This window comes from Phyllobacterium sp., assembly GCF_037994425.1.
GTDB lineage: Bacteria > Pseudomonadota > Alphaproteobacteria > Rhizobiales > Rhizobiaceae > Phyllobacterium.
The window spans coordinates 1-25,647 of sequence record NZ_JBBNAM010000361.1; the positions used below are offsets into that span (position 1 = coordinate 1).

Genomic DNA, 25,647 nt, shown 5'->3' on the forward strand with positions numbered 1-25,647 from the left:
ATCCGCAATGCGCTCAACACGATGGCCTTCGACACGCCGGCAGGCCAGCTCAACAGCAATGATCAAAGCATTGTTGTGCGTGCCCAGGCGCCGGTGACGACTCCCGAAGATTTTGAGAACATCATCATCAAGGGTCAGACGCGCATCCGCGACGTGGCGACAGTCACTCTCGGCCCGGATATCGGCACCTCCTCGCTGCGCGCCAACGGCAAGACCGGCATCGGTCTTGGCATTATCCGCCAGGCGCAATCGAACACGCTCGATATCTCCAAGGGCGTCCGCGCCGCGGTGGCCGAGCTGCAGAAGACCCTGCCGAAGGGTGTCGACATACGGGTGACCAGCGACGATGCCGATTTCATCAATGGCGCCGTGCACGAGGTCGAGATTGCGCTCGGCGCCTCGGTCCTGATCATCATTCTGATCATCTATCTGTTCCTATGGGACTTCCGCGCGACGCTGATCCCAGCTGTCAGCATGCCGGTTGCGCTGATCGGCACGATCTCGGCCATCTATCTTGCCGGGTTCTCGATCAACATCCTGACGCTGCTTGCCCTCGTTCTTGCCACTGGCCTCGTCGTGGACGATGCCATCGTCGTCCTTGAGAACATTGTACGCCGCCGTAACCAGGGCATGGGGCCGCGGGCCGCCGCGGTGCTCGGCACGCAGGAAGTGTTCTTTGCCGTCATCGCAACCACGGTAACGTTGGCGGCGGTGTTCGTGCCGCTCTCCTTCCTTCCCGGTCAAACCGGCGGACTTTTCCGCGAGTTCGGCTTCGTTCTCGCCATCTGCGTACTTCTTTCGGCAGTCGTCGCCTTGACGCTCTGTCCCATGCTCGCGTCGCGGCTATTGAGCGCGAGTGAAGCACGTCATGAAGAAGTGGCTCACGCGCCAGGCGTCGTCGGGCGCGTCGGCAACTGGTTTGGCGGCCTGTATGCGCGCATCCTTCATGCCTGCCTCGCGGCGCCGTGGATCGTCGTCATCGTTTCCATCCTGTTCGCAGGCGCTGCATTCGGCGCATTTTCCTTGCTGAAGCAAGAATTGACGCCAACCGAGGACAGGGCGGCGGCTTTCCTGCGCATAACGGCGCCACAGGGGGTCAGCCTCGAATATCTCAGCGACGAAATGCGCAAGATCGAAGCGCTTATTCAACCGCTGCGCGATGCAGGTGAGATCGAGAACACCTTCTCGATCGCCGGTCAGAATGGCAATACCAATCGCGGTTTCATGGTGCTCAGTCTCGCCAAGTGGAAGGAGCGGCAAAGGAGCCAGCAGGAAATCGTCGCCGACGTATCGCGCCTTGTGCGCAATATCCCGGGCATCCAGGTCTTTGCCGCGCAACCGAATTCGCTGGGCATTCGCGGTGCCGGCAACGGCCTGCAATTTGCGGTCGTCGGCAGCAGCTACGCCGAGCTTGGAACCACGGCGGCCAAAATCGTATCGGAACTCGAGAAGGACCCTCGTTTCGATCGACCTCGCCTGACCAACGAGCCGACCCAGCCGCAGCTTGCCGTTTCGATCGACCGCGAGCGCGCCTCCGATCTCCGTATCGATATCAGCGGACTTGCCGAGGCGCTCCAGTCAGTGCTCGACGGCTACAAGGTCGGGTCGGTCTATATCGAGGACCGCAGCTTCGACGTCAAACTCGTTGCGACCATCAACCCGATCAACGATCCGACGGACCTGGAGAACGTTTTCCTGCGCACCGGCGACGGGCGTTTCGTGCCGATGTCGACCATCGCGACGCTCAAGGAGGTTGCGGTTCCGCCAGCGCTCACTCGTGAACAGCAGATGCGCTCGGTGGCAATTACCGCTGGCCTTCGCTCGGATTTTGCGCTTGGCGATGCCTATAAGGTCGCCCAGCAGGTGGCGGCGCCACTCCTTCCGCCCGGTTACCGCCTTATTCCCCTGGCGGAGGCGGCGACGCTCGGTGAAAATTCGGCGAGCATGACGGTGACGTTCGGCTTTGCCCTCTTGATCATCCTGCTCGTCCTTGCTGCGCAGTTCGAGGGGTTCATCAGCGCGATCATCGTCATGGCGACCGTGCCGCTCGGCCTTGCCTGCGCGGTTTTTGCGATGGTGATGACCGGGACAAGCATGAACGTCTATAGCCAGATCGGCTTGGTGCTGCTCGTTGGCATCATGGCCAAAAACGGCATTCTGATCGTGGAGTTCGCCAACCACCTGCGCGACCAGGGGAAGGGCGTGCGCGAAGCCATCGAAGAGGCTTCGAACATTCGCTTGCGTCCCGTGGTCATGACGATGCTTTGCGCCATCCTCGGCGGCGTACCGCTTGTCCTTGCCAGCGGTGCGGGAGCGGAAGCACGTATAGCGCTCGGATGGGTGATCGTCGGCGGGCTTGGTCTCGCCACGGCGTCGACGCTGTTCCTGACACCTGTCGCCTATTTGTTGCTCGCACGCTTCTCCAAACCGAAGGTGGAAGAAGAGGCGCGGCTTCATCGCGAACTGCTCGAAGTCGATTCACGACCGCGTCTCGCCGCCGAATAGATAGCGCCGCCGGGGGTACACCGACGCCCGTTCTCGGCGAGAACAAGCGTCGAGGAGGATGTTCGAGAAAATATTGACCGTTTGATAAAAAATTTGACCTTCTGTCAAAATATGGCATTCTTTCGTTGAGGAGTCGGACGAACCGGCCCAACACAATGGCAGCGATCCACGGGAACCGGACGCGGCCAAGAAGAGGAGATGCGATTTCATGGGATCGATCGATTCTGGAATCCGTGACGTAAGGGCCGGGCGCCTTGCTTCCGAGGCCTATACGGACGTTTTTTCTGACCTCCATCCACCGCTGTCCCGTCATGAAGCCTTCGTCGAAGCGGATCGGTGCTATTTTTGCTACGACGCGCCTTGCATGAATGCGTGCCCCACCGGCATCGATATACCGCTCTTCATCCGCGAAATTACCGCTGACAACCCCACAGGGTCGGCCAAGACGATTCTTTCTGAGAATATTCTCGGCGGCATGTGCGCCCGTGTCTGTCCAACTGAAACCCTCTGCGAACAGGCTTGCGTGCGGGAAGTCGCTGAAGGCAAACCAGTCAAGATCGGGCTGTTGCAGCGCTACGCCACCGACCATTTGATGGCGAACGGCAAACATCCCTTCACGCGCGTCGAACCAACTGGCAAATCCGTTGCCGTTGTCGGAGCTGGGCCGGCCGGCCTCGCCGCTGCGCATCGGCTGTCGATGCATGGCCACGACGTGACGATCTTCGAAGCGCGGCCAAAGGCGGGCGGTCTCAACGAATATGGTATCGCCGCTTATAAGACGCTTGACGACTTTGCGCAGAAAGAACTGGATTTCATTCTCGAGATCGGCGGTATCACCGTTCAGAACGACAAGGCGCTGGGCCGCGACATTAGTCTCGATGCGCTCCGGGCCGGGTTCGATGCCGTTTTTCTCGGCATCGGCCTGCCGGATGTCAATGAACTCGGCCTTGAAGGCGAGGACGCGGCGGGCTGTATCGATGCGGTCGACTATATTTCGGTCCTGCGCCAGAGCGACGATCTGTCGGAGATCGCCGTGGGTCGCGATGTGGTTGTCATCGGCGGCGGCATGACCGCCATCGACGTGGCCGTGCAGACCAAGCTTCTCGGCGCCGAAAATGTCATCATTGCCTACCGCCGTGGTCCGGATAACATGAATGCCAGCGCCTACGAGCAGGAACTCGCGCTTAAAAACGGCGTCATCATCCGCCACTGGCTGCAGCCGCGGGCATTGACCCGTAACGAGCATGGCGAAGTCTGCGGCATTACGCTCGACTATACGGCCATTAATGACGGCCGGCTCGGCGTGACCGGCGAAAGTATCTCGCTCGCCAGCGATCAGATTTTCAAGGCGATCGGTCAGGCACCGGCCGAAACCATTCTTGTAGAAGCAGGAATAGCTCTTTCGCGTGGGCGCATCAGTGTCGATGAGGAAGGGAGAACCTCGATCCCGGGAATTTGGGCAGGCGGGGATTGTGTTGCGGATGGTGAGGATCTGACCGTTGCGGCGGTTCAGGACGGCAAGATTGCTGCAGAATCAATTCACCGTGCATTGATGCAGAAGCCGGAGAAGGTAGCCGGTTTCGTCGAGGCGGTGATGGCCGACAATGCCAAGTCTCCGGACAAGGCGCACAAACCCAGTCACCCGCGTCACGTTGCCGGCTGAAGGAGATCGACATGGCTGATCTATCGACGAATTTCCTTGGTATCAAATCGCCAAATCCGTTCTGGCTGGCATCGGCGCCCCCGACGGATAAGGCCTACAATGTCGAGCGCGCATTCAGGGCCGGTTGGGGCGGCGTCGTTTGGAAGACCCTCGGTGAGGAGGGGCCGCCGGTCGTCAATGTCAATGGTCCGCGCTATGGCGCGATCCACGGGCCGGACCGCCGTCTGCTCGGGTTTAACAATATCGAACTCATCACCGACCGTCCGCTTGAGGTGAACCTTCGGGAAATGACGGAGATGAAGAAGAAGTGGCCCGATCGCGCGCTCATCGCATCGATCATGGTGCCTTGTGAAGAGGCGTCGTGGAAGGCGATCCTGCCGCTTGTCGAGGCGACTGGCGCCGATGGCATCGAGTTGAACTTCGGCTGCCCGCACGGCATGTCCGAGCGGGGCATGGGGTCTGCCGTCGGCCAGGTGCCGGAATATATCGAAATGGTCGTGCGCTGGTGCAAGCAGTACACGCGGATGCCGGTGATCACCAAGCTGACACCGAATATCGCCGATATCCGCAAGCCGGCGCGCGCTGCGAAGGCGGGTGGAACCGACGCCGTTTCGCTCATCAATACGATCAACTCCATTGTGTCTGTTGATCTCGATAATTTCGCACCGATTCCGTCCATCGACGGGCGTGGGTCACACGGCGGCTATTGCGGTCCGGCGGTAAAGCCGATTGCGCTCAACATGGTGGCGGAGATCGCTCGCGACGGCGAGACGCGGGGCCTGCCGATCTCTGGCATTGGCGGTATCACCAACTGGCGCGACGCCGCAGAATATATTGCGCTTGGCTGCGGCAATGTGCAGGTCTGCACCGCGGCCATGACGTATGGTTTCAAGATCGTGCAGGAAATGATCTCGGGCCTCTCCGACTGGATGGATTCGCGCGGCTTCCGTACGATTGAGGATTTTCGCGGCCTTGCCGTGCCGAACGTCTCGGATTGGCAGTATCTCAACCTCAATTACATAACAAAGGCGCAGATCGACCAGGAACTCTGCATCAAGTGCGGTCGTTGCTATATCGCTTGCGAGGACACTTCGCACCAGGCCATCACGTCGATGGTCGATGGGGCCCGGCACTTCGAAGTGATCGACGAGGAATGCGTCGGTTGCAACCTCTGTGTTAATGTCTGCCCGGTCGACAATTGCATCAGCATGGTGCCGATGACTTCGGGCGTCGATCCACGCACGAAGCTGCCGATCAAGCCGGACTACGCCAACTGGACGACCCATCCGAACAATCCCATGGCAAGGGTCGCCGCAGAGTAAGTCGTATTTATCTAGTACGGGCTGGTTTGGAAGCTAGCCGCGCGGCTTGATGCCGTTGAGGATGATGCTGAGGACAGCCTGCGCCGTTTGTTCGCGAAAACCCGGCCGGCCGACCTGGCCGCCCATGATTGCCCGGACCTGGACGTCGAAATCCGCATAGTGCTGGGTCGTGGCCCAGATCATGAAAATTAGGTGGTAGGGGTCCACGGGTGCGAGCTTGCCTTCCCCCACCCAGCGGCGAATGACGGCCGCCTTTTCGTCAACAAGAGGTTTCAAGTGTGCACTGAGGAAGTCGCTGATTGCCGGGGCACCGTGCAATACTTCGTTGGCAAACAGCCGCGACGCCTCTGGGTGGCTCTCTGACATATTGATCTTGAGGGTGATGTATTTGCGCAGTTGTTCGATCGGGTCCCCGTCTGGGTCGATATCGGCAAGCGGCGCGAGCCATTCCGCCAATGTCTCTTCGAGAAGGGTTACGTAGATGTTCTGTTTGCGCGGAAAGTAGTAAAGGAGGTTGGGCTTCGACATGCCGGCCTTTTCGGCGATCTGATCGATCGTCGTGCCGCGAAAGCCATATGTCGAAAACGCATCGAGCGCCGCGTCGAGTATCAGGCGGCGGTTGATTTCCTGAATCCGCGTCGTCTTTTCGGGAACGTCACTTGCGCTCGTCTTTGCAGCTCTCGCCATGCACCGCTCTCCCTTTCACCGCGACAAGATGACAGGTCCGCCGCCGCTTGCCACGACCGGAAAACCCGACAAAGCGCTTGACCGCTTTCCTGTGCTCTTCTAGCCTGCATTTTGACCAAGTAGTCAAGTTTTTGATTGTGCCAGAGGCGCAGTCAAACGGGAACAAAAAAACGATCGGCCCAAAAAATGGGCCACCTGCAATCAGGAGGCCAGTCACATGTCCAAGGCGGCAATGGGGACTAATAATCTCGACGCGTACTGGATGCCATTCACGGCAAACCGGCAGTTCAAGCAAAACCCCCGCCTGCTTGTGAGCGCCAAGGACATGCACTTCAAATCGCATGACGGGCGTGAAATCCTCGATGGCACTGCGGGTCTCTGGTGTTGCAACGCCGGCCATGCCCGCCCGAAAATCATCGAGGCCGTGCAGAAGCAAATTGCTGAACTCGACTACGCTCCGGCCTTCCAGATGGGGCACCCCAAGGTATTCGAACTCGCCGCCCGCCTCGCCGCCATGCTGCCCGCGCCGATCGATCATGTATTCTTTACGAATTCAGGTTCGGAATCGGTCGATACGGCGCTCAAGATTGCGATCGCCTATCACCGCGCCAAGGGCAATGGCACCAAGGTGAAGCTCATCGGCCGTGAGCGCGGCTATCATGGCGTCGGGTTCGGCGGCATTTCGGTTGGCGGCATTTCGGGCAATCGCAAGATGTTCGGCAACGCGCTGGGCGGCGTCGATCACATCCGCCATACGCACGATCCCGCGCGCAACGCATTCACGCGCGGCGAGCCGGAGTTTGGCGTCGAATTTGCCGATGATCTCGAAAGAGTCATCGCTTTGCACGATGCTTCCAACATTGCCGCCGTCATCGTCGAGCCGGTAGCGGGTTCAGCGGGTGTGCTGATTCCGCCGAAGGGCTACCTGAAACGCCTGCGCGAAATCTGCAGCAAGCATGACATTCTCCTGATCTTCGATGAGGTCATTACCGGTTTCGGCCGGCTCGGCACCCCGTTTGCCGTCGACTATTACGGCGTCGTGCCCGATCTCGTTACCGCTGCTAAAGGCCTCACCAGCGGTGTCATCCCGATGGGCGCGGTCTTTGCCACGCGACAAATCTACGAGGCCTTCATGACCGGCCCGGAAAACATGATCGAGCTCTTCCACGGATACACCTATTCGGGACATCCGGTGGCCTGCGCCGCCGCTCTGGCGACGCTCGATACCTACGAGGACGAGGGCCTGATGACCCGTGCGGCCGATCTCGCGGATTATTGGGCCGACGCCCTGCATGCGCTCAAGGGCTTGCCGCATGTGGTCGACATCCGCAATCTCGGACTGATCGGCGCGGTCGAGCTCGAGCCGATGGACGGAGCGCCGACCAAGCGCGGTTTCCAGGCGTTCCTCGACGCCTATGAAAAAGGCCTGCTGGTCCGTACGACCGGCGATATCATCGCCCTGTCGCCGCCGCTGATCATCAGCAAGGGTCAGATCGAACATCTTTTCGATACGCTAGCCGACGTTCTGAAAAATCTGGCATAAGAGGCCCTCCAATGACGCTCACAGGAAATCTCAGGATCAATGGCGACCGTCTCTGGGACAGTCTGATGGAAATGGCCAAGATCGGGCCGGGGTTGCGCGGCGGCAATAATCGCCAGACCCTGACCGATGAGGACGGCGAGGGCCGCCGCCTGTTCCAGTCCTGGTGCGAGAAGGCCCGCCTGACGATGGGCCTCGATACGATGGGCAACATGTTCTTCACGCGCCCCGGCACGGATCCGGATGCACTGCCCGTCTATGTGGGCAGCCATCTCGATACCCAGCCGACCGGCGGGAAGTTCGATGGGGTGCTCGGCGTCCTCGGGGGGCTCGAACTCGTGCGGACATTGAATGACCTCAACCTCAAGACGCGGCATCCCATCGTCGTCGTCAACTGGACGAACGAGGAAGGCACGCGCTTTGCACCTGCCATGCTCGCTTCGGGCGTCTTTGCCGGCATTCACGAACAGGAATGGGCCTATCAGCGCGAGGATGCGAAGGGCAAGAAGTTTGGCGATGAACTGGAGCGCATCGGCTGGAAGGGTGACGAGACAGTCGGCGCCCGCAAGATCCATGCGCTCTTCGAACTGCACATCGAGCAAGGCCCTATTCTCGAGGTAGAGGGCAAGGATATCGGCGTCGTCACCCACGGGCAGGGCCTTTGGTGGCTGCAGATCACGCTGACCGGGAAGGAAAGCCACACCGGCTCGACGCCCATGCCCATGCGCAAGAACGCAGGACTCGGCATGGCGCGCATCACCGAGCTAGTTCACACGGTCGCGATGGCGCACCAGCCGAGCGCGGTCGGCGCTATCGGACATGTCGATGTTTATCCGAACTCGCGCAACGTTATTCCTGGGAGGGTCGTATTCACGGTCGATATCCGCTCGCCGGATATCGCCACGCTGAATGCCATGAAGGCAGAAATCGAGGCCAAGGCTGCCACCATCGCAAAGGAACTCGGCCTGGAAATCCTGATCGGGGAGGCTGGCCATTTCGACCCGGTCACCTTCAACGAGGGCTGCGTGACGGCGGTACGCAACGCCGCCGAGCGGCTTGGCTATAGTCATCGCAATATAGTCTCGGGAGCGGGGCACGATGCGTGCTGGATCAACCGTGTCGCGCCGACGGCAATGGTCATGTGCCCTTGCGTCGATGGTCTCAGCCACAATGAGGACGAGGACATCTCAAAGGAATGGGCGACAGCCGGCGCCGACGTGCTGCTGCATGCGGTGCTGGAGACTGCGGAGTTACAATCCTGAACGGCTAACCCAAGATTCAGCAACATGTTCGGCAAAAGACCAAAAAGGGGAACGGACACATGGCTACGAAAGTGATCAAGGGCGGCACCATCATCGCCGCGGATCGCACCTACAAGGCGGATGTGCTGATCGATGGCGACACGGTCGCGGCGATCGGTCCGGACCTTTCCGGCGATGAGATCATCGACGCTACTGGATGCTATCTGATGCCTGGCGGCATCGACCCGCACACCCACCTTGAAATGCCCTTCATGGGCACCCATTCTTCGGATGATTTCGACACGGGCACCGCGGCGGCGCTCGCCGGCGGCACGACGATGGTGGTCGACTTCGTCCTGCCGGGCGCGGATGGACTGCTCGCAGCGCTGCAGGACTGGTTCCAGAAGGCCGGCAAGGCACGAACCGACTACTCCTTCCACATGGCGATTACGAGCTGGAACAAGCAAATCTTCGACGAGATGCCGAAGGTGGTCGAGCGCGGGATCAATACTTTCAAGCATTTCATGGCCTATAAGGGCGCGCTGATGGTGGACGACGACGAGATGTTCGCGTCGTTCATGCGCTGCGCCGAGATCGGGGCCATGCCGCTCGTCCATGCCGAGAATGGCGATGTCGTGGCCCAACTCCAGCAGAAGCTCCTGGCGGAAGGCAATAATGGGCCCGAGGCCCACGCTTACTCCCGCCCGCCGGAAGTCGAAGGCGAGGCCGCCAATCGCGCCATCATGATCGCGGACCAGGCTGGCGTTCCGCTCTATATCGTCCACGTCTCCTGTGAGCAGGCGCACGAGGCAATCCGCCGCGCCCGCCAGAAGGGAATACGTGTTTTTGGCGAGCCGCTCATCCAGCACCTGGTACTCGATGAAAGCGAGTACAAGAACGAGGACTGGGACTATGCGGCGCGCCGCGTCATGTCTCCTCCCTTCCGCGACAAGATCAACCAGAACGGACTTTGGGCGGGCCTTGCATCGGGCAGCCTGCAGGTGGTCGCAACCGATCACTGCGCCTTCACCACCGAGCAGAAGCGGTTTGGTGTTGGTGATTTCACCAAGATTCCGAATGGTACTGGCGGGCTTGAAGACCGCATGCCAGTGCTCTGGACCCGCGGCGTTCGCACCGGCCGGTTGACGCCGAACGAATTCGTTGCCGTCACCTCGACCAACATAGCGCAGATCCTCAACATCTATCCGAAGAAGGGCGCGATCCTGCCGGGCTCCGACGCGGATATTGTCATCTGGGACCCCGAGGCAACCAAGGTCATATCGGCGAAAACGCAGAAATCCGCCATTGACTACAATGTATTCGAGGGTTTCGAGGTAACAGGCCTGCCGCGCATGACCCTTTCGCGGGGGAGCATCGCCTACAAGGACGGCGAAGTGATCGCTCCGACAGGCAGTGGCCGCTTCGTCGAGCGTGAAGCCAACGCGCCGGCCAATCGCGCACTTTCCACTTGGAAGGAATTGACGGCACCGCGTAAGGTGCAACGCGATCCGAAGAACATTCCGGCAGGCGTCTGATGACAGTCGTCGCCCTAATGCCCAAGGCGAAGACGATGTCCGAAGCGGCACCTACGAATGTCATTGACGTCAAGGACCTGTCCTTGGTCTTCCAGACCAATGATGGACCGGTCAACGCTCTTTCCAGTATCAACCTCGCTGTCCATGCCGGCGAGTTCGTGTCCTTCATCGGTCCGTCGGGTTGTGGCAAGACCACACTTCTGCGCGTGATCGCCGATCTGGAACAGCCGACATCGGGATCGATTACCGTTAATGGCATGTCGCCTTCCGAGGCCCGCCAGAAGCGCGCTTACGGCTATGTATTTCAGGCAGCGGCGCTTTATCCCTGGCGCACGATCGGCGGCAATGTATCGCTGCCGCTCGAGGTCATGGGCGTACCACGCGATGAACGCAAGGAGCGCATTGCGAAGAATCTCGAACTCGTAAACCTGTCCGGCTTCGAGAAGAAGTTCCCATGGCAACTATCGGGCGGTATGCAGCAGCGCGCCTCCATCGCGCGTGCGCTTTCCTTCGATCCGCACCTGCTCCTGATGGATGAGCCGTTCGGTGCGCTCGATGAGATCGTTCGGGATCATCTCAATGAGGAGCTTCTCAAACTTTGGGCGAAGACAAAGAAGACCGTGATCTTCGTCACCCATTCCATCCCAGAGGCGGTTTTTCTCTCGACGAAAATCGTCGTGATGAGCCCGAGGCCCGGCCGGATACACGAAATCATCGACTGCGATCTGGGCAGCGAACGCACACTCGATATCCGCGAAACATCGAAATTCCTTGAGATTGCCCACCGGGTGCGTGAGGGCCTGCGTCATGGCCATTCCTATGACGAGGCGCATCTATGACGCCGGATGGGAGCGATTGATGATCATCCGAGCGGCCAAGCTGCGCGACATGGCGGCCTGCGCGGACATCGTCAACACATGGATCGACGCAACTGACTGGATGCCCCGCGTGCATGCGCCCGAGGAAGTGGCGGAGTTTTATCGCGATACGGTGTTTGAGCGCTTCGAGGTGTTCGTAGCGGATCGCGACGACCAGATCGCCGGCATGGTCGCTTTGGCACCGGACAACGTCGTAAGCGCCCTCTACGTGCATGCGGAGGCGCGCGGGCAGGGCGTCGGCAAGGCGCTGCTCGACCGTGCCAAGCATGAGGCAACGGGTCCTGTGCAACTCTGGACTTTCGTCGCTAACCGGGCAGCCCAGGCGTTCTACAAGCATGAGGGATTTACGGAAGTCAGGCGTACCGAAGGCGATAACGAGGAGCATCTGCCGGATATTCTCTATGTCTGGCGGCAAGACGAGGCGGGCTCGATCGCATGAACTTCATCCGCAATAGCGTCATTCCCGTCTCAACTGTTCTTCTGGCCATTCTGGTGCTTTGGTACGGTTTCGCCGTCATTCTCAACGCGCCATTCGAGCGCGATCAGGCTGCGCGCGCGAATACGACCCTTTCGACACGGCAACTCATTGCCAATACCATGGCACAGGAACGTCCAGTCCTGCCTGCGCCGCATCAGGTAGCGGCAGAGATCCGCAAGACGGTGTTCGACATCAGCCCGACATCGAAGCGCAGCCTTGTCTATCACGGATGGGTGACGCTCTCCTCGACGCTGCTCGGATTTGCGCTTGGGACCCTCCTCGGCATCTTGCTGGCGATCGCTATTGTCCACTCGCGGACTCTCGACAAGAGCCTGATGCCATGGATCATCACCTCGCAGACCGTGCCGATCCTGGCGATTGCGCCGATGATCATCGTGGTTCTGAACGCTGTGAACATCACCGGCCTTTTGCCAAAGGCAATGATCTCTACCTACCTCTCATTCTTTCCAGTCGCTGTTGGCATGGTGAAGGGTCTGCGCTCGCCGGAAATCATGCATCTCGATTTGATGCGGACCTATAACGCATCAAAGATGCAGGTTTTCTGGAAGTTGCGCTGGCCGGCGTCCATGCCCTACCTCTTCACATCCATGAAGATCGCTGTCGCCATCAGTCTTGTCGGCGCCATCGTTGGTGAATTGCCGACAGGTGCAGTAGCCGGCATCGGGGCCCGACTACTTGCTGGCTCCTATTACGGGCAGACCGTGCAAATCTGGGCGGCGTTGATCGCGGCGGCGCTGATGGCGGCCATCCTCGTCAGCCTCATCGGTTTGATCGCCAACCTGGTCAACCGAAGAATGGGAGTGCGGGCATGAAGCGGTCACCGCTCGCCATCATCGCCTTCAGTCTTGCGGCCGCATCGCTGGTGCTGCCGACGGGCGCTGATGGTCCCGGCATTCTGTTCTTTGCAACGCCGGCCATCTTGTTCGCAGCCGCGGCGGTTGCCCTCTTCGTCGCGGCATCGACCACCTCGCTGATTACGCTACTGGTCCTCGTTCATGTCGCCGCAGCCTGCCTGATCTCCCTTCTCGGCCGGTTCACGGTAAGTGGTCCGGCGATCGGCTATTGGTGCATGGTCGTATCCGCCTGGTTGCTCGCCTGGCTTGCCGTGCAGCGTCTTGCGGGGTTGCGTCTGAGATCGCCCGAGGCACAGCGTTTCGTCAACCTCGCCCTGCCCGTGTTGTTCGGCGGTTGGCTGCTTATCCTATGGGAGATCGTCGTGCGCGGCTTCGGCGTTCCGACGATCCTCTTGCCTCCGCCTTCAATGATCGCTGCTCGCATTGCGGGCTCGGTACCGACTCTGTGGGCGGATTTTCAGCAGACGTTCTTGAAAGCCGCAATTGCCGGTTATTCCATCGGCTGCGGTTCCGGCTTCATTGCTGCCATCATCGTCGACCGCGTGCCATTCCTGCGCAAGGGCCTGCTCCCGATCGGTAATCTCGTTGCGGCATTGCCAGTGGTTGGCATTGCTCCGATCATGGTCATGTGGTTCGGCTCTTATTGGGAATCGAAAGCCGCAGTTGTCGTTATCATGACCTTCTTTCCCATGCTGGTAAATACCGTTGCCGGGCTTGCCGCCTCCGGCACAATGGAACGCGACCTGATGCGCACCTATGGCTCGAATTACTGGCAGACCCTTGTGAAGCTGCGTCTTCCTGCGGCGATGCCGTTCATCTTCAATGCGCTGAAGATCAATTCGACGCTCGCGCTCATCGGCGCTATCGTCGCCGAATTCTTTGGATCGCCGATCGTCGGCATGGGCTTTCGCATATCGGCCGAGGTTGGCCGCATGAACGTCGATATGGTGTGGGCCGAAATCTTCGTTGCGGCACTTGCCGGATCTCTATCCTACGGCCTGATTACGCTCATTGAACGGGCCGTCACCTTCTGGCACCCGTCCTACCGATCATAACAAACAAGAGGAGAACTGAAGCATGAAGAAAACGATAGCACTTTCCCTCGGCCTCGCCATGGCCTTGACGGCAAGCTCGGCGCTTGCCGCGGACAAGCTTGTTCTGCAGCTCAAATGGGTAACGCAAGGTCAGTTTGCCGGCTATTATGTCGCAAAGGACAAGGGGTTTTACGAGGAAGCCGGTCTGGACGTCGAAATCAAGCCGGGCGGACCGGACGTCGCTCCTCCCCAGGTCATTGCCGGCGGTGGCGCTGACGTGGTTATCGACTGGATGCCTTCGGCGCTTGCAACGCGCGAGAAGGGCCTGCCACTCGTCAATATTGCCCAGCCGTTCAAGCGCTCGGGCATGATGCTGACCTGCCGCAAGGAGACCGGCATTACCAAACCCGAGGATTTCAAGGGCAAGACGCTCGGCGTCTGGTTCGGCGGTAATGAGTATCCTTTCCTTTCCTGGATGAACCATCTCGGCCTCAAGACCGATGGTGGCCCCAATGGCGTGACGGTTCTCAAGCAGGGCTTCAATGTCGATCCGCTGATCCAGAAGCAGGCTGACTGCATCTCGACCATGACCTATAACGAATATTGGCAGGTTATCGACGCCGGCATTCCGGCGGATCAGCTCGTCACATTCAAGTATGAGGATGAGGGCGTCGCAACGCTTGAAGACGGCCTGTACGTCCTTCAGAAGAGCCTCGACGATCCGAAGATGGTCGACAAGCTCGCCCGTTTCGTCAAGGCCTCTATGAAAGGCTGGGAATATACCCGCGCCAATCCTGACGAAGCGGCAACGATCGTGCTCGACAATGATGCGAGCGGCGCTCAGACCGAAAAGCATCAGAAGCGCATGGTCGCAGAAATCAACAAACTGACGGAGGGTTCTACGGGCGTCCTTGATGTGGCCGCGGCTGATCGCACCGTCGAAACGCTGCTCGGTGGCGGTTCCGATCCTGTGATCACCAAGAAGCCCGAGGGGGCGTGGACCACAAAGATCACGGACGCCGCGAAGTAGTAGTTCCCTTCAGAAAACAAAAAGGCGGGGTGTTTGCCCCGCCTTTTTTATTCGTCAGCTGACTAATTCCATTCGTCGGGAATTTGCCGCACCGCACCGCGTGCCGCGCTTGTCGCCATGGCCCCGTAGGCGCGCAGCGCCGTCGTCACCTTGCGTTTGCGCTTTTCGGCCGGCTTCCAGGCAGCGGCGCCCTTGGCTTCCATATGAGCGCGACGATCCGCAAGGACCGCATCGTCTATCGCCAGATGGATTTTGCGATTCGGAATATCGATATCGATTATATCGCCCTCCTCAACGAGGCCGATCAATCCACCCTCGGCTGCTTCCGGCGACACGTGGCCGATCGAAAGACCGGAAGAGCCGCCGGAGAAACGCCCGTCGGTGATCAGCGCGCAAGCCTTGCCTAGACCCTTTGATTTGAGATAGCTCGTCGGATAAAGCATTTCCTGCATGCCGGGACCGCCGCGCGGTCCTTCATAGCGGATCAGCACGATGTCTCCAGGCTTCACACCGCCATTCAGAATGCCGAGCACGGCACTATCCTGGCTCTCGAAAATGCGTGCCGGGCCGGAGAATTTCAGGATCGAATCATCGACGCCAGCCGTCTTCACGATGCAACCGTCTTCGGCAAGATTGCCGTAAAGCACGGCGAGTCCGCCGTCCTTTGAATAGGCGTGTTCAGCGCTCCGGATCACACCCTTCTCACGATCGAGATCGACTGAATCGAAGCGGCGTTCTTGGCTGAATGCGACCTGCGTCGGAACACCGCCAGGGGCTGCTCTGAAGAAGTCATGCACCGACTTGTTCGAGGTGCGTGATATATCCCAACGGTCGAGCGCCGCGCCGAGATTCGCCGAATGAACTGAATAGACGGACGTATCGATGAGGCCCGCTCGATCTAGTTCGCCTAGAATGCCCATGATGCCACCGGCATGGTGCACGTCTTCCATGTGAACGTTGGCAACGGCGGGGGCGACCTTGCACAGCACTGGCACACGGCGGGAGAGCCGGTCGATGTCACTCATGGTGAAATCCACTTCGGCTTCATGCGCGGCGGCAAGCAGGTGCAGGACCGTGTTGGTCGAACCGCCCATGGCGATGTCGAGAGTCATTGCATTTTCGAAGGCGGCGAACGAGGCAATCGCGCGCGGCAGCGCGGTCTCGTCGTCCTGCTCGTAGTAGCGGCGCGCGAGATCGACGACGAGGTGCCCCGCCTCGACGAAGAGGCGGCGGCGGTCCGCGTGGGTCGCCAATGTCGAACCGTTACCGGGAAGCGACAGTCCAAGTGCTTCAGTCAGGCAGTTCATCGAATTGGCGGTGAACATGCCGGAGCAAGAGCCACAGGTCGGGCAGGCCGAGCGTTCGATAACCTGCACTTCCTCGTCAGAAATGCGGTCATCGGCCGCCGCGACCATCGCATCGACGAGATCGAGTTTCTTTTCCTTGTCTTCCCAGACGACCTTACCTGCTTCCATCGGGCCGCCGGAGACGAAAACCACCGGGATATTCAGGCGCAACGCCGCCATCAACATGCCTGGCGTGATCTTGTCGCAATTGGAGATGCACACCATCGCATCGGCGCAGTGCGCATTGACCATGTATTCGACGCTGTCGGCAATGATCTCGCGTGAAGGCAGCGAATAGAGCATGCCGTCATGGCCCATGGCGATGCCGTCGTCTACGGCGATCGTGTTGAATTCCTTGGCGACGCCGCCCGCGCTTTCGATTTCACACGCAACAAGCTGGCCGAGATCCTTCAGATGCACGTGGCCGGGCACGAACTGCGTAAAGGAGTTGACCACTGCAATAATCGGCTTGCCGAAATCCTCATCCTTCATTCCGGTCGCGCGCCAGAGCCCGCGGGCACCAGCCATGTTGCGGCCATGTGTGGTTGTACGTGAACGATAGGGAGGCATTTGCGATAATCCTGATGGTGATAGACGAGGAAAGCATTTCTATAGAGAAACAGCGCCAATGGCAAAATGGCATTTGTTTCCTGGAAGAGTGCAAATTGTTGCATTTATTTCATAGTGAAGTTCATCTCTGCCCGAAACGGGACGTGATGTCTCGGGCATCCCGATCAAAACGCTGTGAAGGTCATCGTCGTCAGGGAACGAGCGATTCCCGGGATGTCCAGTACGTTGTCGTTGATGAATTTGCCGACATCCTTGTCCTCGGCGATGTAGATCTTGGCCAGCAAGTCATAATCGCCGCTTGTCGAGTATAGCTCCGACACAATCTCGCGTTCGTATAGGGCAGCCGCGACCTCGTAGGTCTTGCCGGGAAAGCACTGCAGCTGCAGGAAGACGGGTTTCATTTATCTGCTCCGGTGGTCTGAAATGGTGAGATCAACATAATGGGTCCGCGCTTGCTTAGCCAGTTGTTCTCTTCTCGCAACTGCGATATAAGCAGCCCGTTCGCACAGGCTATCTGGGAGAGACCGGTAAGACCGGCGCCGATGGAGCAACCGCCCCGGAAACTCTCAGGCAAAAGGACCAGACTAGCGTCGGACATCTGGAGAGTGGTGATGCCGTTCGAAGGCCTCACCCACCGAAGGAGAAAGCCCTGACCGGTCTGCACCGGTAGCGCTGCCGAGACACGGATGGGAAACATCCGACAGGCGCGTGGGGGCCAAGCTCTCAGGTCCCGTGACAGATGGGGTTTCGTGCCGCTTGCGGCGAAACTGAACCATGTGTTGCTGAAGGACTGTCTGGTCATGACCTCTATCGCCGTTATTGGCGCCGGTATTACCGGCGTTACCACCGCCTATGCGCTTGCCCGCCAGGGTTATGCCGTCACCGTTTTCGATCGTAACCGCTACGCCGCGATGGAGACCTCCTTTGCCAATGGCGGCCAGCTTTCCGCATCAAATGCCGAAGTCTGGAACAGCTGGGGCACAATTCTCAAGGGCATGAAGTGGATGCTGCGCAAGGACGCGCCGCTGCTCATGAACCCGAAGCCGTCCTGGCACAAATATTCGTGGATGGCGGAGTTTGTCATGAACATTCCACATTATGAGAAGAACACGATTGCGACGACGAGGCTCGCCATCGAAGCGCGCAAGCGCATGTTCGAAATTGCCGCTGAGGAGAAGATCGATTTCGACCTCGAGAAGCGTGGCATCCTGCATATTTACCGTTCGAAGCAGGGCTACGACCATGCCGTCAAGGTCAATCGGCTCCTCGAAGCCGGTGGTCTCGATCGCCGCTCTGTAACCAATGAGGAAATTCACAATATAGAACCGGCGCTAGACGGCACGTTCCATGGCGGGTTCTTCACGCCGTCCGATTCGACCGGTGATATCCACAAGTTCACCCGCGGTCTTGCCGATGCTTCCGTCCGACGCGGCGTTCGTTTTGTCGGCGATGCCAATGTGCAGACCCTGAAGCATGGAAACGATGGCGTTGTTGTCTCATGGAACACGGCCTCGGAGACGCTTTCGCAGGTCGAGACCGACCGCTTCGATGCAATCGTCATCTGTGCCGGCATCGCGAGCCGCAAGTTTGCCGCCCACCTGGGCGATCGGGTGAACATCTATCCGGTCAAGGGTTATTCCATCACTATTAATCTTGGCGACGCGGCGAGCCGCGCATCGGCGCCGTGGGTGAGCTTGCTTGACGACGACGCGAAGATCGTAACCAGCCGACTTGGCGAAGGCCGTCTGCGCGTCGCCGGTACCGCCGAGTATAATGGCGAAAACCGGGACATCCGTCATGATCGCGTCAAGCCGCTGGTCGACTGGAGCCGCGACCTCTTCCCGGGCATGGACACGTCAAATGTCGTGCCATGGGCCGGCCTGCGTCCGATGATGCCGGACATGCTCCCCCGCGTTGGCAGCGGCAAGCGTTCGGGCGTCTTCTACAATACGGGACACGGCCACCTTGGCTGGACGCTGTCTGCCGCAACGGCGGAGATTATTGCTGGCCACATCAGCGCGGCGATACCGGCCGAAAAGCCCGAGCAGTCGGAGTGGCTGGCGGCCGCAGAATAACGGTACAAGAACCGGCTGCCTGCCAGGCGCTTCTCTGTTTTCGCGCCCGCATGTTGCACCGTTCTAACAAAAAGTGATCCGCATCAACGCGGGTTCTGTGGCGATATGGCCACAAGAAAAGTCATAGCCGACCGTCGGTGGGCCATTGCGGGTTGGCCCACCCTAAGCAGCATGTTATCAATTTCTTAAGCTCGGGAGCGGATTTTCATCGATCTGTGGGGATGTGTCTCCATTCCTGCGGCGTAATGTGTGACTTTTTTGAGTAGGGATTTTGGTGGTTGATGGACTTGAGGCGCCCACAGGCCAAGCTTTTTGGCGCCGCTTTGCTGGCCTTCACTGCGCTTGTCTCGCCGGCACAGGCATTCGATCTCTTTGGCATCCATCTTTGGGGGGAGCGGAAGACCGATGATGCCGATGCCGTCATTGCCGACCCGCATCGCTATACCGTCCAGAATGCTCAGGGCGAAGACAAGGCGACAACGAAGCTCGTCGAGGGCGCCTCGAGCCTGGTCGAGGATGAGGACAAGCCCGCATCCGGCGCGGCGGGCCTGATCGCCAAGGCGCGGGGCGATTACCGCCGTATTCTCGGTGCTCTCTATGCCGATGGCCGCTATGGCGGCACGATCAGTATCAAGATTGATGGCCGCGAGGCCGCGGACATTCCACCTGATGCCGATCTGCCCAATCCGTCGACGGTTGTAATTTCCGTCGATCCGGGGCCGCAGTTCCTGTTTGCGTCCGCGCGCGTAAAAAACATGGCGCCGCCGCCTATCGATCCGAAGGATGTGGTCGATCGGCCGGAGGATCAGGGGTTCGCACCGGGAGACGTTGCGACCTCTACGGCGATTTTGAGAGCGGAACGCCTCGCCATCGACGCCTGGCGGGAGCAGGGCCGCCCCAAGGCCCGGATCATTTCGCGCGAGGTGGTCGCCAATCATGACAACAAGAGGATTGACGCGACGATCGATGTCAATCCTGATCGCCGTGCCGCCTTTGGCCCCGTGACGGTAAGAGGCACCGAACGGATGGATCCGGAGTTCGTCGCCTTCATCACCGGATTGCAGCCCGGGGTCGAGTACGATCCGGACGAAATCGAGCGTGCCAAGAAGCGGTTGTCACGTCTTGAGGTATTCCGTTCGGCCCGCATTGAGGAGGCCGACGCGATCACCAATAACGGCCTGTTGCCGATTACCGTTGCGGTTCAGGAACAGAAGTTGCGGCGGTTCGGCCTTGGCGGCAGCTATTCGACCCTCGACGGCGCTGGTTTCGATTTCTACTGGTTGCACCGCAGTCTCTTCGGTCATGCGGAACGGCTGCGCTTTGACGCCAAGATCGGTGGTATCGGCGCCCAGTCCTTCGATCCGCAGGACTACAATTACCTGCTTGGCGTGACATTCACGAAACCTGGGGTCTTCACGCCCGATACGGATTTCATCACGTCGCTCATCGGTGAGCGCCAGGTTCTCGATGCCTATACGCAGACGTCGATCACAGCGCAGGGTGGCTTCACACATATTTTCTCGGACGAACTCACCGGCAAGATCATGGCGAACGTCTCCAAGTCCCGCTTCGACGACGACTTCTTTGGCAAGCGCGATTTCTTGACGGCCGGCTTTATCGGCGGCCTGACCTATGACAGCCGCGACAGCAAGGTGGATGCATCGAAGGGTCATTATCTGGAAGGCCTCATTACCCCCTTCTACGAGTTCGAATATGGCAACTTCGCCAGCAAGTTCACGGCCGAGGGGCGGACCTACTATAGTTTCGACGCCGACAAACGCTTCGTCCTGGCCGGCCGTCTGAAGCTCGGCAGCATCGTCGGGGCCGACATCGCCGAATTGCCACCGGACCAGCTGTTTTTTGCGGGCGGCGGTGGCTCCATTCGCGGCTATGCCTATCGCAATGTCGGCGTGAACGTTACGCGCGATGGCGAGGACTTTGTCATCGGCGGACGGTCGCTGGTTGAAAGCTCGGTGGAAGCGCGGGTTCGCATGACGGATACGATCGGTGTGGTCGGGTTTGTCGATGCAGGTTATGTCGGCGAACATTCCTATCCGGACTTCTCCGAGGACCTTCGCGTCGGGGTCGGCGCCGGTTTGCGCTATAATACCGGCCTTGGTCCGATCCGGCTCGACTTCGCCGTGCCGCTCGACCCTACCCATGACGATCCAGATTTTGCTCTCTATGTTGGCATAGGACAAGCGTTTTGACCCGGCTCCTCGTAAGTCTCTTCCTGCTGCTTTTTGCAGCGCCAGCCCTGGCGCAGGACAGCGCCGACGCGGAGAAATCTTACTTCCTGAGTTTCGTCGAGAACCAGCTTTCCACGCCCAACCGCCAGATCGTAATCTCCGACATTCAGGGCGTGCTGTCTTCGGAGGCCAGTATCGGCAGCATAACGGTCGCCGACCGAGAAGGGGTCTGGCTCAAGGTCACGAATGCGCGCATCGTCTGGAGCCGACTGGCGCTGCTCAGGGGCCGGCTCGACATCAATACGCTTGCCGCCGAACGCATCGACATTCTGCGAAAGCCGCTTCCCGACGAAAGCCTGCCTTCCCCGGAGGCCAAGGGATTCAGTCTGCCGGAACTGCCTCTTGCGGTCATCCTTCAGGATTTGCAGGTCGCGCGGATCGCCTTTGGTGACGGGGTATTCGGCCTACGATCGGAAATATCCCTCGCTGGCAATCTGAGGCTCGAAGGCGGGTCGCTCGATTCGACGCTGGCAATCAAGCGCCTGGATGGACCCGGCGGCGAGTTCAACATCAAGGCCGCCTATGCCAATCAAAGCCAGCAACTCGATCTCGACCTGACCTTGAATGAACCCGAGAATGGCATCGTCGCCAATCTTCTCAACATCGAGGGACGGCCTCCGGTCGCACTGGCGCTAAAGGGCTCGGGGCCGGTGAGCGACCTTGCGCTGCAGCTTACACTCGACGCCGCAGGCAAGCGCGTTCTGACCGGGGAGACCAAGTTCGACCGTCAACCGCAAGGGCTGGCCTTCAAGGCGACGATGAATGGTGAAATCGCCACATTGGTACCACCCATATTCCGCGACTTTTTCGGCAACGAAACCGCGCTTGTCGTCAACGGACTCGCCCGCGACGGCGGCGGCGTGGCGCTCGATCAACTGAGCATCAGGAGCAACTCCCTCACGCTCAACGCAACCGGTGATACGACCGACGATCTCTTCCCTCGGCGTCTCAAAATCGATGGAACGATTGCCGATCCCACTGGCAAGAAGGTTATCCTGCCGGTCAAGGGCGGGCAGACCACCGTGGACAAGGCCGTGCTTGCCGTGTCGTTCGGTGCAAGCGCCACCAACGATTGGACCAGCAGCGTCGAGATCACCAACCTTACGACGGAGAGCTTCGCGGCACGTTCGGTCAATCTCATTGGCAAGGGGATTGCCGAGAATCTCGACAACCCCCCTGCGCGCTCCCTCACTTATGACGTGACCGGGGACATTTCCGGCCTTACCGCGACGCGTGCCGATGTGGCGGAAGCGCTCGGCGACAAGATCCAGCTCAAGATCAATGGCGACTGGAAGGCAGGAACGCCCGTCAACCTCAAGCAGGCCCTCATTGCCGCAAACGGGTTCAGCGCCGGCCTCGAAGGCACGATCCAGGATTTCGCCTATCGCGGCGACATACTCGTCAAGGCGTCGAGCCTTGCTCCCTTCTCGTCCCTCGCGGGACGCGATCTTGCGGGGTCGCTCGATCTCAAGGCCAATGGGCTGGTCGAAATGTTGAAGGGTAGCTTCGATTTGATGCTCGATGGCCGTGCCACCGGCATGCAGCTCGGCATCGATGCTGCCGACAAGGTGCTTGCTGGCGAGACTCGCCTGACAGGTGGTTTTGCCCGGGGCGAAGCTGGGTTCAGCGCGAGGAATTTTCGCATCGAGAACCCGCAGACGGTTGTTACCGCCAACGGAACCTTCGCAACGGGCGCTGCGAATTTCGATTTCGGCCTTGATCTAAGCGATCTTGCGCTGCTTTCAGACAAGGCGAAAGGCGCCCTGAAAGTGAAGGGCAGCGCGCGCGGCCAGGACAATATCATTGCCCTCGCATTCAACGCCGGCGTGCCCGAAGGCGCGCTCTCGGGTCGCAAATTGACGGAAGGTGCTCTGACTTTCAACGGCACGCTCTTCAGGGGCATCGTCGATGGCAAGGTGTCTGGTCTCGCCTTCCTTGATGACAAGCGGGCGGATCTCAGCACAAACATTGCCATCCGTCCCGACGAAAGGCGCTTCAGCGACATCCAGTTCATCGCCGGCGGCACGCGCCTGCGCGGCGATATCACCCAGGACAAGAAGGGACTGCTACAGGGGAACCTGACGCTTGCATCGACGGATCTCTCGACGGCAGCGGCGCTCTTCCTGATTGAGGCGACTGGCAAGGCGGATGCAACGATTGCCCTGACACACGATGACGAAAAGCAGAATGTCGAGGTCAAGGGGCAGGTCAACGGTCTGAAGGCGAATGATGTCCGTGTCGGCAAGGCCGCGATCGCGATGACGGCACAGGATATCTTCAGGGTCCCGTCGGCAAACGGGTCCGTGACAGCATCTGATGTGTCGGTTGCTGGTATTGACATAACCGTTGCCGAGGCCCGCGCCATGCAATCGGGGCGTACGACCAATTTCGTCATCGGCGCCAGTCTGGCAAACAGCGCGCACATAGCGACCACCGGCGCGCTCGAACCAACTGACAACGGATTTCTGTTGTCGCTCGCCAAGGCCGAACTGACACGCGGCGATGTCGCGGCACGGCTTACCAAGCCAGCTGCAATTAACGTTGCGGGCAGCAATGTTTCCTTTGGCGATATCCTCCTCGACATAGCTGGAGGCAAGGTCACAATCAGCGGTGACATTGCCGAAACGCTCAATCTCACTGTCGCCACTCAGAAACTGCCGCTCAGCATCGCCAACCTTGTCAAGCCTGACCTCGGCCTTGGCGGCGAAATAAATGGCCAGGCCAGGATCGGTGGGACGCGCCAGAGACCTGACGTGAACTTCGATGTACAGGCACGGGGCATTACCGCAGCGGTGCTGAAGCAGGCTGGCGTCGATGCGGCCAATATCGACGCCAAGGGCACGTCGACCACCGACCAGCTGAACATCGATGCACATGTCACGGGCGCAGGTGGTATCGATGCGGCCGCAAAAGGCACTGTACCGCTTGCCGGCGGGCAGCTAGGCGTCGATTTCAACCTGCGCAGCCTGCCGCTGCGGGCGCTCAATGGCGTCGTCAGGGCTCAGAACCTAGGGGGCGATATTTCAGGAAGCGGCCGGGTCACCGGCACGTTGACCCGGCCCAGTGTGGAGTTTGATCTCAGGGGCGCGGGGCTTACTGCAAGGCCCCTGCAGGAGACGGGACTTGCACCACTGCAACTCGCCGCCGCAGGCCATTTTGCCAACAATGTGCTCAACCTTTCCTCCGCCAAGGTGGACGGACCCCAGGGGTTCACCGTCTCGGCCAATGGCAATGTACCATTGTCGGGCTCGGGTCTCGGCATCAATGTCACGGGAAATATCCCGCTCTCCCTGATCAATCGTTCGTTCGCCGAGCGCGGCACGCAGGCCAGGGGCACGATCGACGTGACGGCCGCAGTTTCGGGCAGTTTCAGGCAACCGCAGATCCGCGGTAACTTCTCCGCCAATGGCGCCGAGGTGTTCGACCCGCAAACAAATCTAAGGTTGCAGCGAATTACGCTCCTTGGCGGCATGGAGGGGACGACCGTTACCATCCGCACTTTCAACGCCGCGCTTTCGACGGGCGGATCCATTAACGCAAGCGGAACGATATCCACCGACGCTGCGGCCAATTTCCCTGCGAATATCGATATCAGGCTCGATAGGGCCCGCTTCGTCAACGACGACCTTCTCGTGGCGACCGTAACTGGCGCCCTTACTGTCCGGGGACCGCTCACCCGCGATCCGGTGATCGCGGGCAACATCAATGTCGATCGTGCGGAAATCACCGTCCCGGAAAATTTTGGCGGCTCGGCTGCGATGATCGACGTCCGCCACAAGGACCCATCGAAGGCGGTGGTGCAGACGCTGCGCCGCGCCGGGGTCGATGGACCGAAGCAGGCGGCGTCGGCCGCACGCCCGAGCGTCGTTCGCCTCGATATAAATGTGACTGCTCCGAACAGGATATTTATCCGCGGTCGGGGTCTCGATGCCGAAATCGGTGGGTCGGTGCGCCTCACCGGGCCGGCTACCAATATCCAGCCTGTCGGTGGCTTCGACCTCATTCGGGGCCGCCTCGGGATTCTTGGCCAGCGTATCACCTTTACTGAAGGCCAGGTGACACTCGTCGGCGACCTTGATCCAGAACTGAATTTTGTCGCGACGACACAGGGCTCCGATATCACCGTCAACGTAATGGTGAGGGGCAGAGTGTCTGACCTCCAGATCACCTTCTCCTCGCAGCCGGAACTGCCTCAGGACGAGGTCCTCGCCCGGCTTATCTTCAAGCGGTCGATCGGCGAATTGTCGCCGCTACAGGTCGCGCGTCTGGCGGCGGCTGCAGCAGAACTTGCCGGCGGACAGCGCTCGTCGCTGCTCGACAACCTGCGGAAGAATACGGGCCTCGACGATCTCGATGTCGTCACTGACGCCAAGGGAAATACCGGCGTACGCGCCGGGCGATATATCCGCGACAATGTCTATCTTGGCATTGAGGCCGGTTCGGGCGGCTCCAGCAAAGGCACCGTCAATCTTGACATCACCCCAAACCTCAAGGCGAGGGGGTCGGTGGGCGCCGATGGCGATTCCGGGGCAGGTCTGTTCTACGAAAAGGATTACTGAGCGGCCACGTTGCCCGTGAAAGCCCTTGGGGCGTGCGTTTGGATCCCAGGGCTTGACCCG

The 25,647-nt window shown here is 59.7% G+C and carries 17 protein-coding genes and 1 riboswitch; of the genes, 14 read left to right on the forward strand and 3 right to left on the reverse strand.

Features of this window, described 5'->3' with window-relative positions:
- The 3 genes from AAAB35_RS23870 to preA form a co-directional block, all read left to right on the forward strand.
- Positions 1 to 2,505, forward strand: a 2,505-nt coding sequence (locus AAAB35_RS23870; RefSeq protein ID WP_340670780.1) for an efflux RND transporter permease subunit, incomplete at its 5' end; no start/stop codon positions are given.
- A gap of 208 nt (positions 2,506 to 2,713) precedes the next feature.
- Positions 2,714 to 4,168, forward strand: coding sequence for an NAD(P)-dependent oxidoreductase (locus AAAB35_RS23875; protein ID WP_340670782.1), 1,455 nt, complete (start codon positions 2,714 to 2,716; stop codon positions 4,166 to 4,168).
- An 11-nt stretch (positions 4,169 to 4,179) separates the two neighbouring features.
- A complete protein-coding gene (gene preA, locus AAAB35_RS23880; RefSeq protein WP_340670783.1) occupies positions 4,180 to 5,490 on the forward strand; it encodes an NAD-dependent dihydropyrimidine dehydrogenase subunit PreA in 1,311 nt (436 codons plus the stop codon).
- 33 nt (positions 5,491 to 5,523) lie between these two features.
- Here the strand turns inward: preA and rutR are convergent, their stop codons facing one another.
- Positions 5,524 to 6,177, reverse strand: coding sequence for an HTH-type transcriptional regulator RutR (gene rutR, locus AAAB35_RS23885; protein WP_340670785.1), 654 nt, complete (start codon positions 6,175 to 6,177; stop codon positions 5,524 to 5,526).
- Positions 6,178 to 6,394: 217 nt separating this feature from the next.
- On the opposite strand from rutR, the gene AAAB35_RS23890 reads away from it, so the two are divergent.
- Genes AAAB35_RS23890 through AAAB35_RS23925 form a run of 8 tightly spaced genes read left to right on the forward strand, consistent with a single transcriptional unit; the run spans position 6,395 to position 14,788 of the window.
- Complete coding sequence (locus AAAB35_RS23890; protein WP_340670786.1) at positions 6,395 to 7,720, forward strand: aspartate aminotransferase family protein; 1,326 nt, start codon at positions 6,395 to 6,397, stop codon at positions 7,718 to 7,720.
- Positions 7,721 to 7,731: 11 nt separating this feature from the next.
- Positions 7,732 to 8,979: a Zn-dependent hydrolase gene (locus AAAB35_RS23895; RefSeq protein WP_340670787.1), complete on the forward strand. Its 1,248-nt coding sequence runs from the start codon at positions 7,732 to 7,734 to the stop codon at positions 8,977 to 8,979.
- A 59-nt stretch (positions 8,980 to 9,038) separates the two neighbouring features.
- Complete coding sequence (gene hydA, locus AAAB35_RS23900) at positions 9,039 to 10,493, forward strand: dihydropyrimidinase (RefSeq protein WP_340670789.1); 1,455 nt, start codon at positions 9,039 to 9,041, stop codon at positions 10,491 to 10,493.
- On the forward strand, positions 10,493 to 11,332 hold the full coding sequence (locus AAAB35_RS23905) for an ABC transporter ATP-binding protein (RefSeq protein ID WP_340670790.1): 840 nt from the start codon (positions 10,493 to 10,495) through the stop codon (positions 11,330 to 11,332). Before hydA ends, AAAB35_RS23905 begins: the two co-directional genes overlap by 1 nt.
- Before the next feature lie 19 nt (positions 11,333 to 11,351).
- Positions 11,352 to 11,810, forward strand: a complete 459-nt coding sequence (locus tag AAAB35_RS23910) for a GNAT family N-acetyltransferase (RefSeq protein WP_340670792.1) — start codon at positions 11,352 to 11,354, stop codon at positions 11,808 to 11,810.
- The gene (locus AAAB35_RS23915) at positions 11,807 to 12,682 is read left to right on the forward strand and encodes an ABC transporter permease (RefSeq protein ID WP_340670793.1); all 876 of its coding nucleotides are present in this window, start codon (positions 11,807 to 11,809) and stop codon (positions 12,680 to 12,682) included. The genes AAAB35_RS23910 and AAAB35_RS23915 overlap by 4 nt, the downstream gene beginning before the upstream one ends.
- Positions 12,679 to 13,779, forward strand: a complete 1,101-nt coding sequence (locus tag AAAB35_RS23920) for an ABC transporter permease (RefSeq protein ID WP_340670795.1) — start codon at positions 12,679 to 12,681, stop codon at positions 13,777 to 13,779. Before AAAB35_RS23915 ends, AAAB35_RS23920 begins: the two co-directional genes overlap by 4 nt.
- A gap of 22 nt (positions 13,780 to 13,801) precedes the next feature.
- On the forward strand, positions 13,802 to 14,788 hold the full coding sequence (locus tag AAAB35_RS23925) for an ABC transporter substrate-binding protein (RefSeq protein WP_340670796.1): 987 nt from the start codon (positions 13,802 to 13,804) through the stop codon (positions 14,786 to 14,788).
- A gap of 62 nt (positions 14,789 to 14,850) precedes the next feature.
- On the opposite strand, the gene ilvD is transcribed toward AAAB35_RS23925, so the two are convergent.
- The gene (gene ilvD / locus AAAB35_RS23930) at positions 14,851 to 16,704 is read right to left on the reverse strand and encodes a dihydroxy-acid dehydratase (protein WP_340670797.1); all 1,854 of its coding nucleotides are present in this window, start codon (positions 16,702 to 16,704) and stop codon (positions 14,851 to 14,853) included.
- 164 nt (positions 16,705 to 16,868) lie between these two features.
- Positions 16,869 to 17,105 carry an Lrp/AsnC ligand binding domain-containing protein gene (locus AAAB35_RS23935; RefSeq protein WP_340670798.1) on the reverse strand — a complete coding sequence of 79 codons (237 nt, stop codon included), beginning with the start codon at positions 17,103 to 17,105 and terminating at the stop codon, positions 16,869 to 16,871.
- Between the two features lie 104 nt (positions 17,106 to 17,209).
- Positions 17,210 to 17,296: riboswitch (glycine riboswitch) on the forward strand.
- 208 nt (positions 17,297 to 17,504) lie between these two features.
- Here AAAB35_RS23935 and AAAB35_RS23940 point away from each other — a divergent pair.
- The 3 genes from AAAB35_RS23940 to AAAB35_RS23950 all read left to right on the forward strand — a co-directional run bounded on the left by AAAB35_RS23940 (position 17,505) and on the right by AAAB35_RS23950 (position 25,587).
- A complete protein-coding gene (locus AAAB35_RS23940) occupies positions 17,505 to 18,779 on the forward strand; it encodes a D-amino acid dehydrogenase (RefSeq protein WP_340670799.1) in 1,275 nt (424 codons plus the stop codon).
- A 281-nt stretch (positions 18,780 to 19,060) separates the two neighbouring features.
- On the forward strand, positions 19,061 to 20,989 hold the full coding sequence (locus AAAB35_RS23945) for an autotransporter assembly complex family protein (protein ID WP_340670800.1): 1,929 nt from the start codon (positions 19,061 to 19,063) through the stop codon (positions 20,987 to 20,989).
- Positions 20,986 to 25,587 (forward strand): translocation/assembly module TamB domain-containing protein, encoded by a 4,602-nt coding sequence (locus AAAB35_RS23950; protein ID WP_340670801.1) that lies wholly within the window; start codon positions 20,986 to 20,988, stop codon positions 25,585 to 25,587. Before AAAB35_RS23945 ends, AAAB35_RS23950 begins: the two co-directional genes overlap by 4 nt.
- Positions 25,588 to 25,647: the final 60 nt, after the last annotated feature.

Excerpts from the sequence above, each read along its gene's own strand:
- AAAB35_RS23875 (WP_340670782.1), top strand. The coding sequence starts at position 2,714 with ATGGGATCGATCGATTCTGGAATCCGTGACGTAAGGGCCGGGCGCCTT.
- preA (WP_340670783.1), top strand. The coding sequence starts at position 4,180 with ATGGCTGATCTATCGACGAATTTCCTTGGTATCAAATCGCCAAATCCG.
- rutR (WP_340670785.1), bottom strand. The coding sequence starts at position 6,177 with ATGGCGAGAGCTGCAAAGACGAGCGCAAGTGACGTTCCCGAAAAGACG.
- AAAB35_RS23890 (WP_340670786.1), top strand. The coding sequence starts at position 6,395 with ATGTCCAAGGCGGCAATGGGGACTAATAATCTCGACGCGTACTGGATG.
- AAAB35_RS23895 (WP_340670787.1), top strand. The coding sequence starts at position 7,732 with ATGACGCTCACAGGAAATCTCAGGATCAATGGCGACCGTCTCTGGGAC.
- hydA (WP_340670789.1), top strand. The coding sequence starts at position 9,039 with ATGGCTACGAAAGTGATCAAGGGCGGCACCATCATCGCCGCGGATCGC.
- AAAB35_RS23905 (WP_340670790.1), top strand. The coding sequence starts at position 10,493 with ATGACAGTCGTCGCCCTAATGCCCAAGGCGAAGACGATGTCCGAAGCG.
- AAAB35_RS23910 (WP_340670792.1), top strand. The coding sequence starts at position 11,352 with ATGATCATCCGAGCGGCCAAGCTGCGCGACATGGCGGCCTGCGCGGAC.
- AAAB35_RS23915 (WP_340670793.1), top strand. The coding sequence starts at position 11,807 with ATGAACTTCATCCGCAATAGCGTCATTCCCGTCTCAACTGTTCTTCTG.
- AAAB35_RS23920 (WP_340670795.1), top strand. The coding sequence starts at position 12,679 with ATGAAGCGGTCACCGCTCGCCATCATCGCCTTCAGTCTTGCGGCCGCA.
- AAAB35_RS23925 (WP_340670796.1), top strand. The coding sequence starts at position 13,802 with ATGAAGAAAACGATAGCACTTTCCCTCGGCCTCGCCATGGCCTTGACG.
- ilvD (WP_340670797.1), bottom strand. The coding sequence starts at position 16,704 with ATGCCTCCCTATCGTTCACGTACAACCACACATGGCCGCAACATGGCT.
- AAAB35_RS23935 (WP_340670798.1), bottom strand. The coding sequence starts at position 17,105 with ATGAAACCCGTCTTCCTGCAGCTGCAGTGCTTTCCCGGCAAGACCTAC.
- AAAB35_RS23940 (WP_340670799.1), top strand. The coding sequence starts at position 17,505 with ATGACCTCTATCGCCGTTATTGGCGCCGGTATTACCGGCGTTACCACC.
- AAAB35_RS23945 (WP_340670800.1), top strand. The coding sequence starts at position 19,061 with ATGGACTTGAGGCGCCCACAGGCCAAGCTTTTTGGCGCCGCTTTGCTG.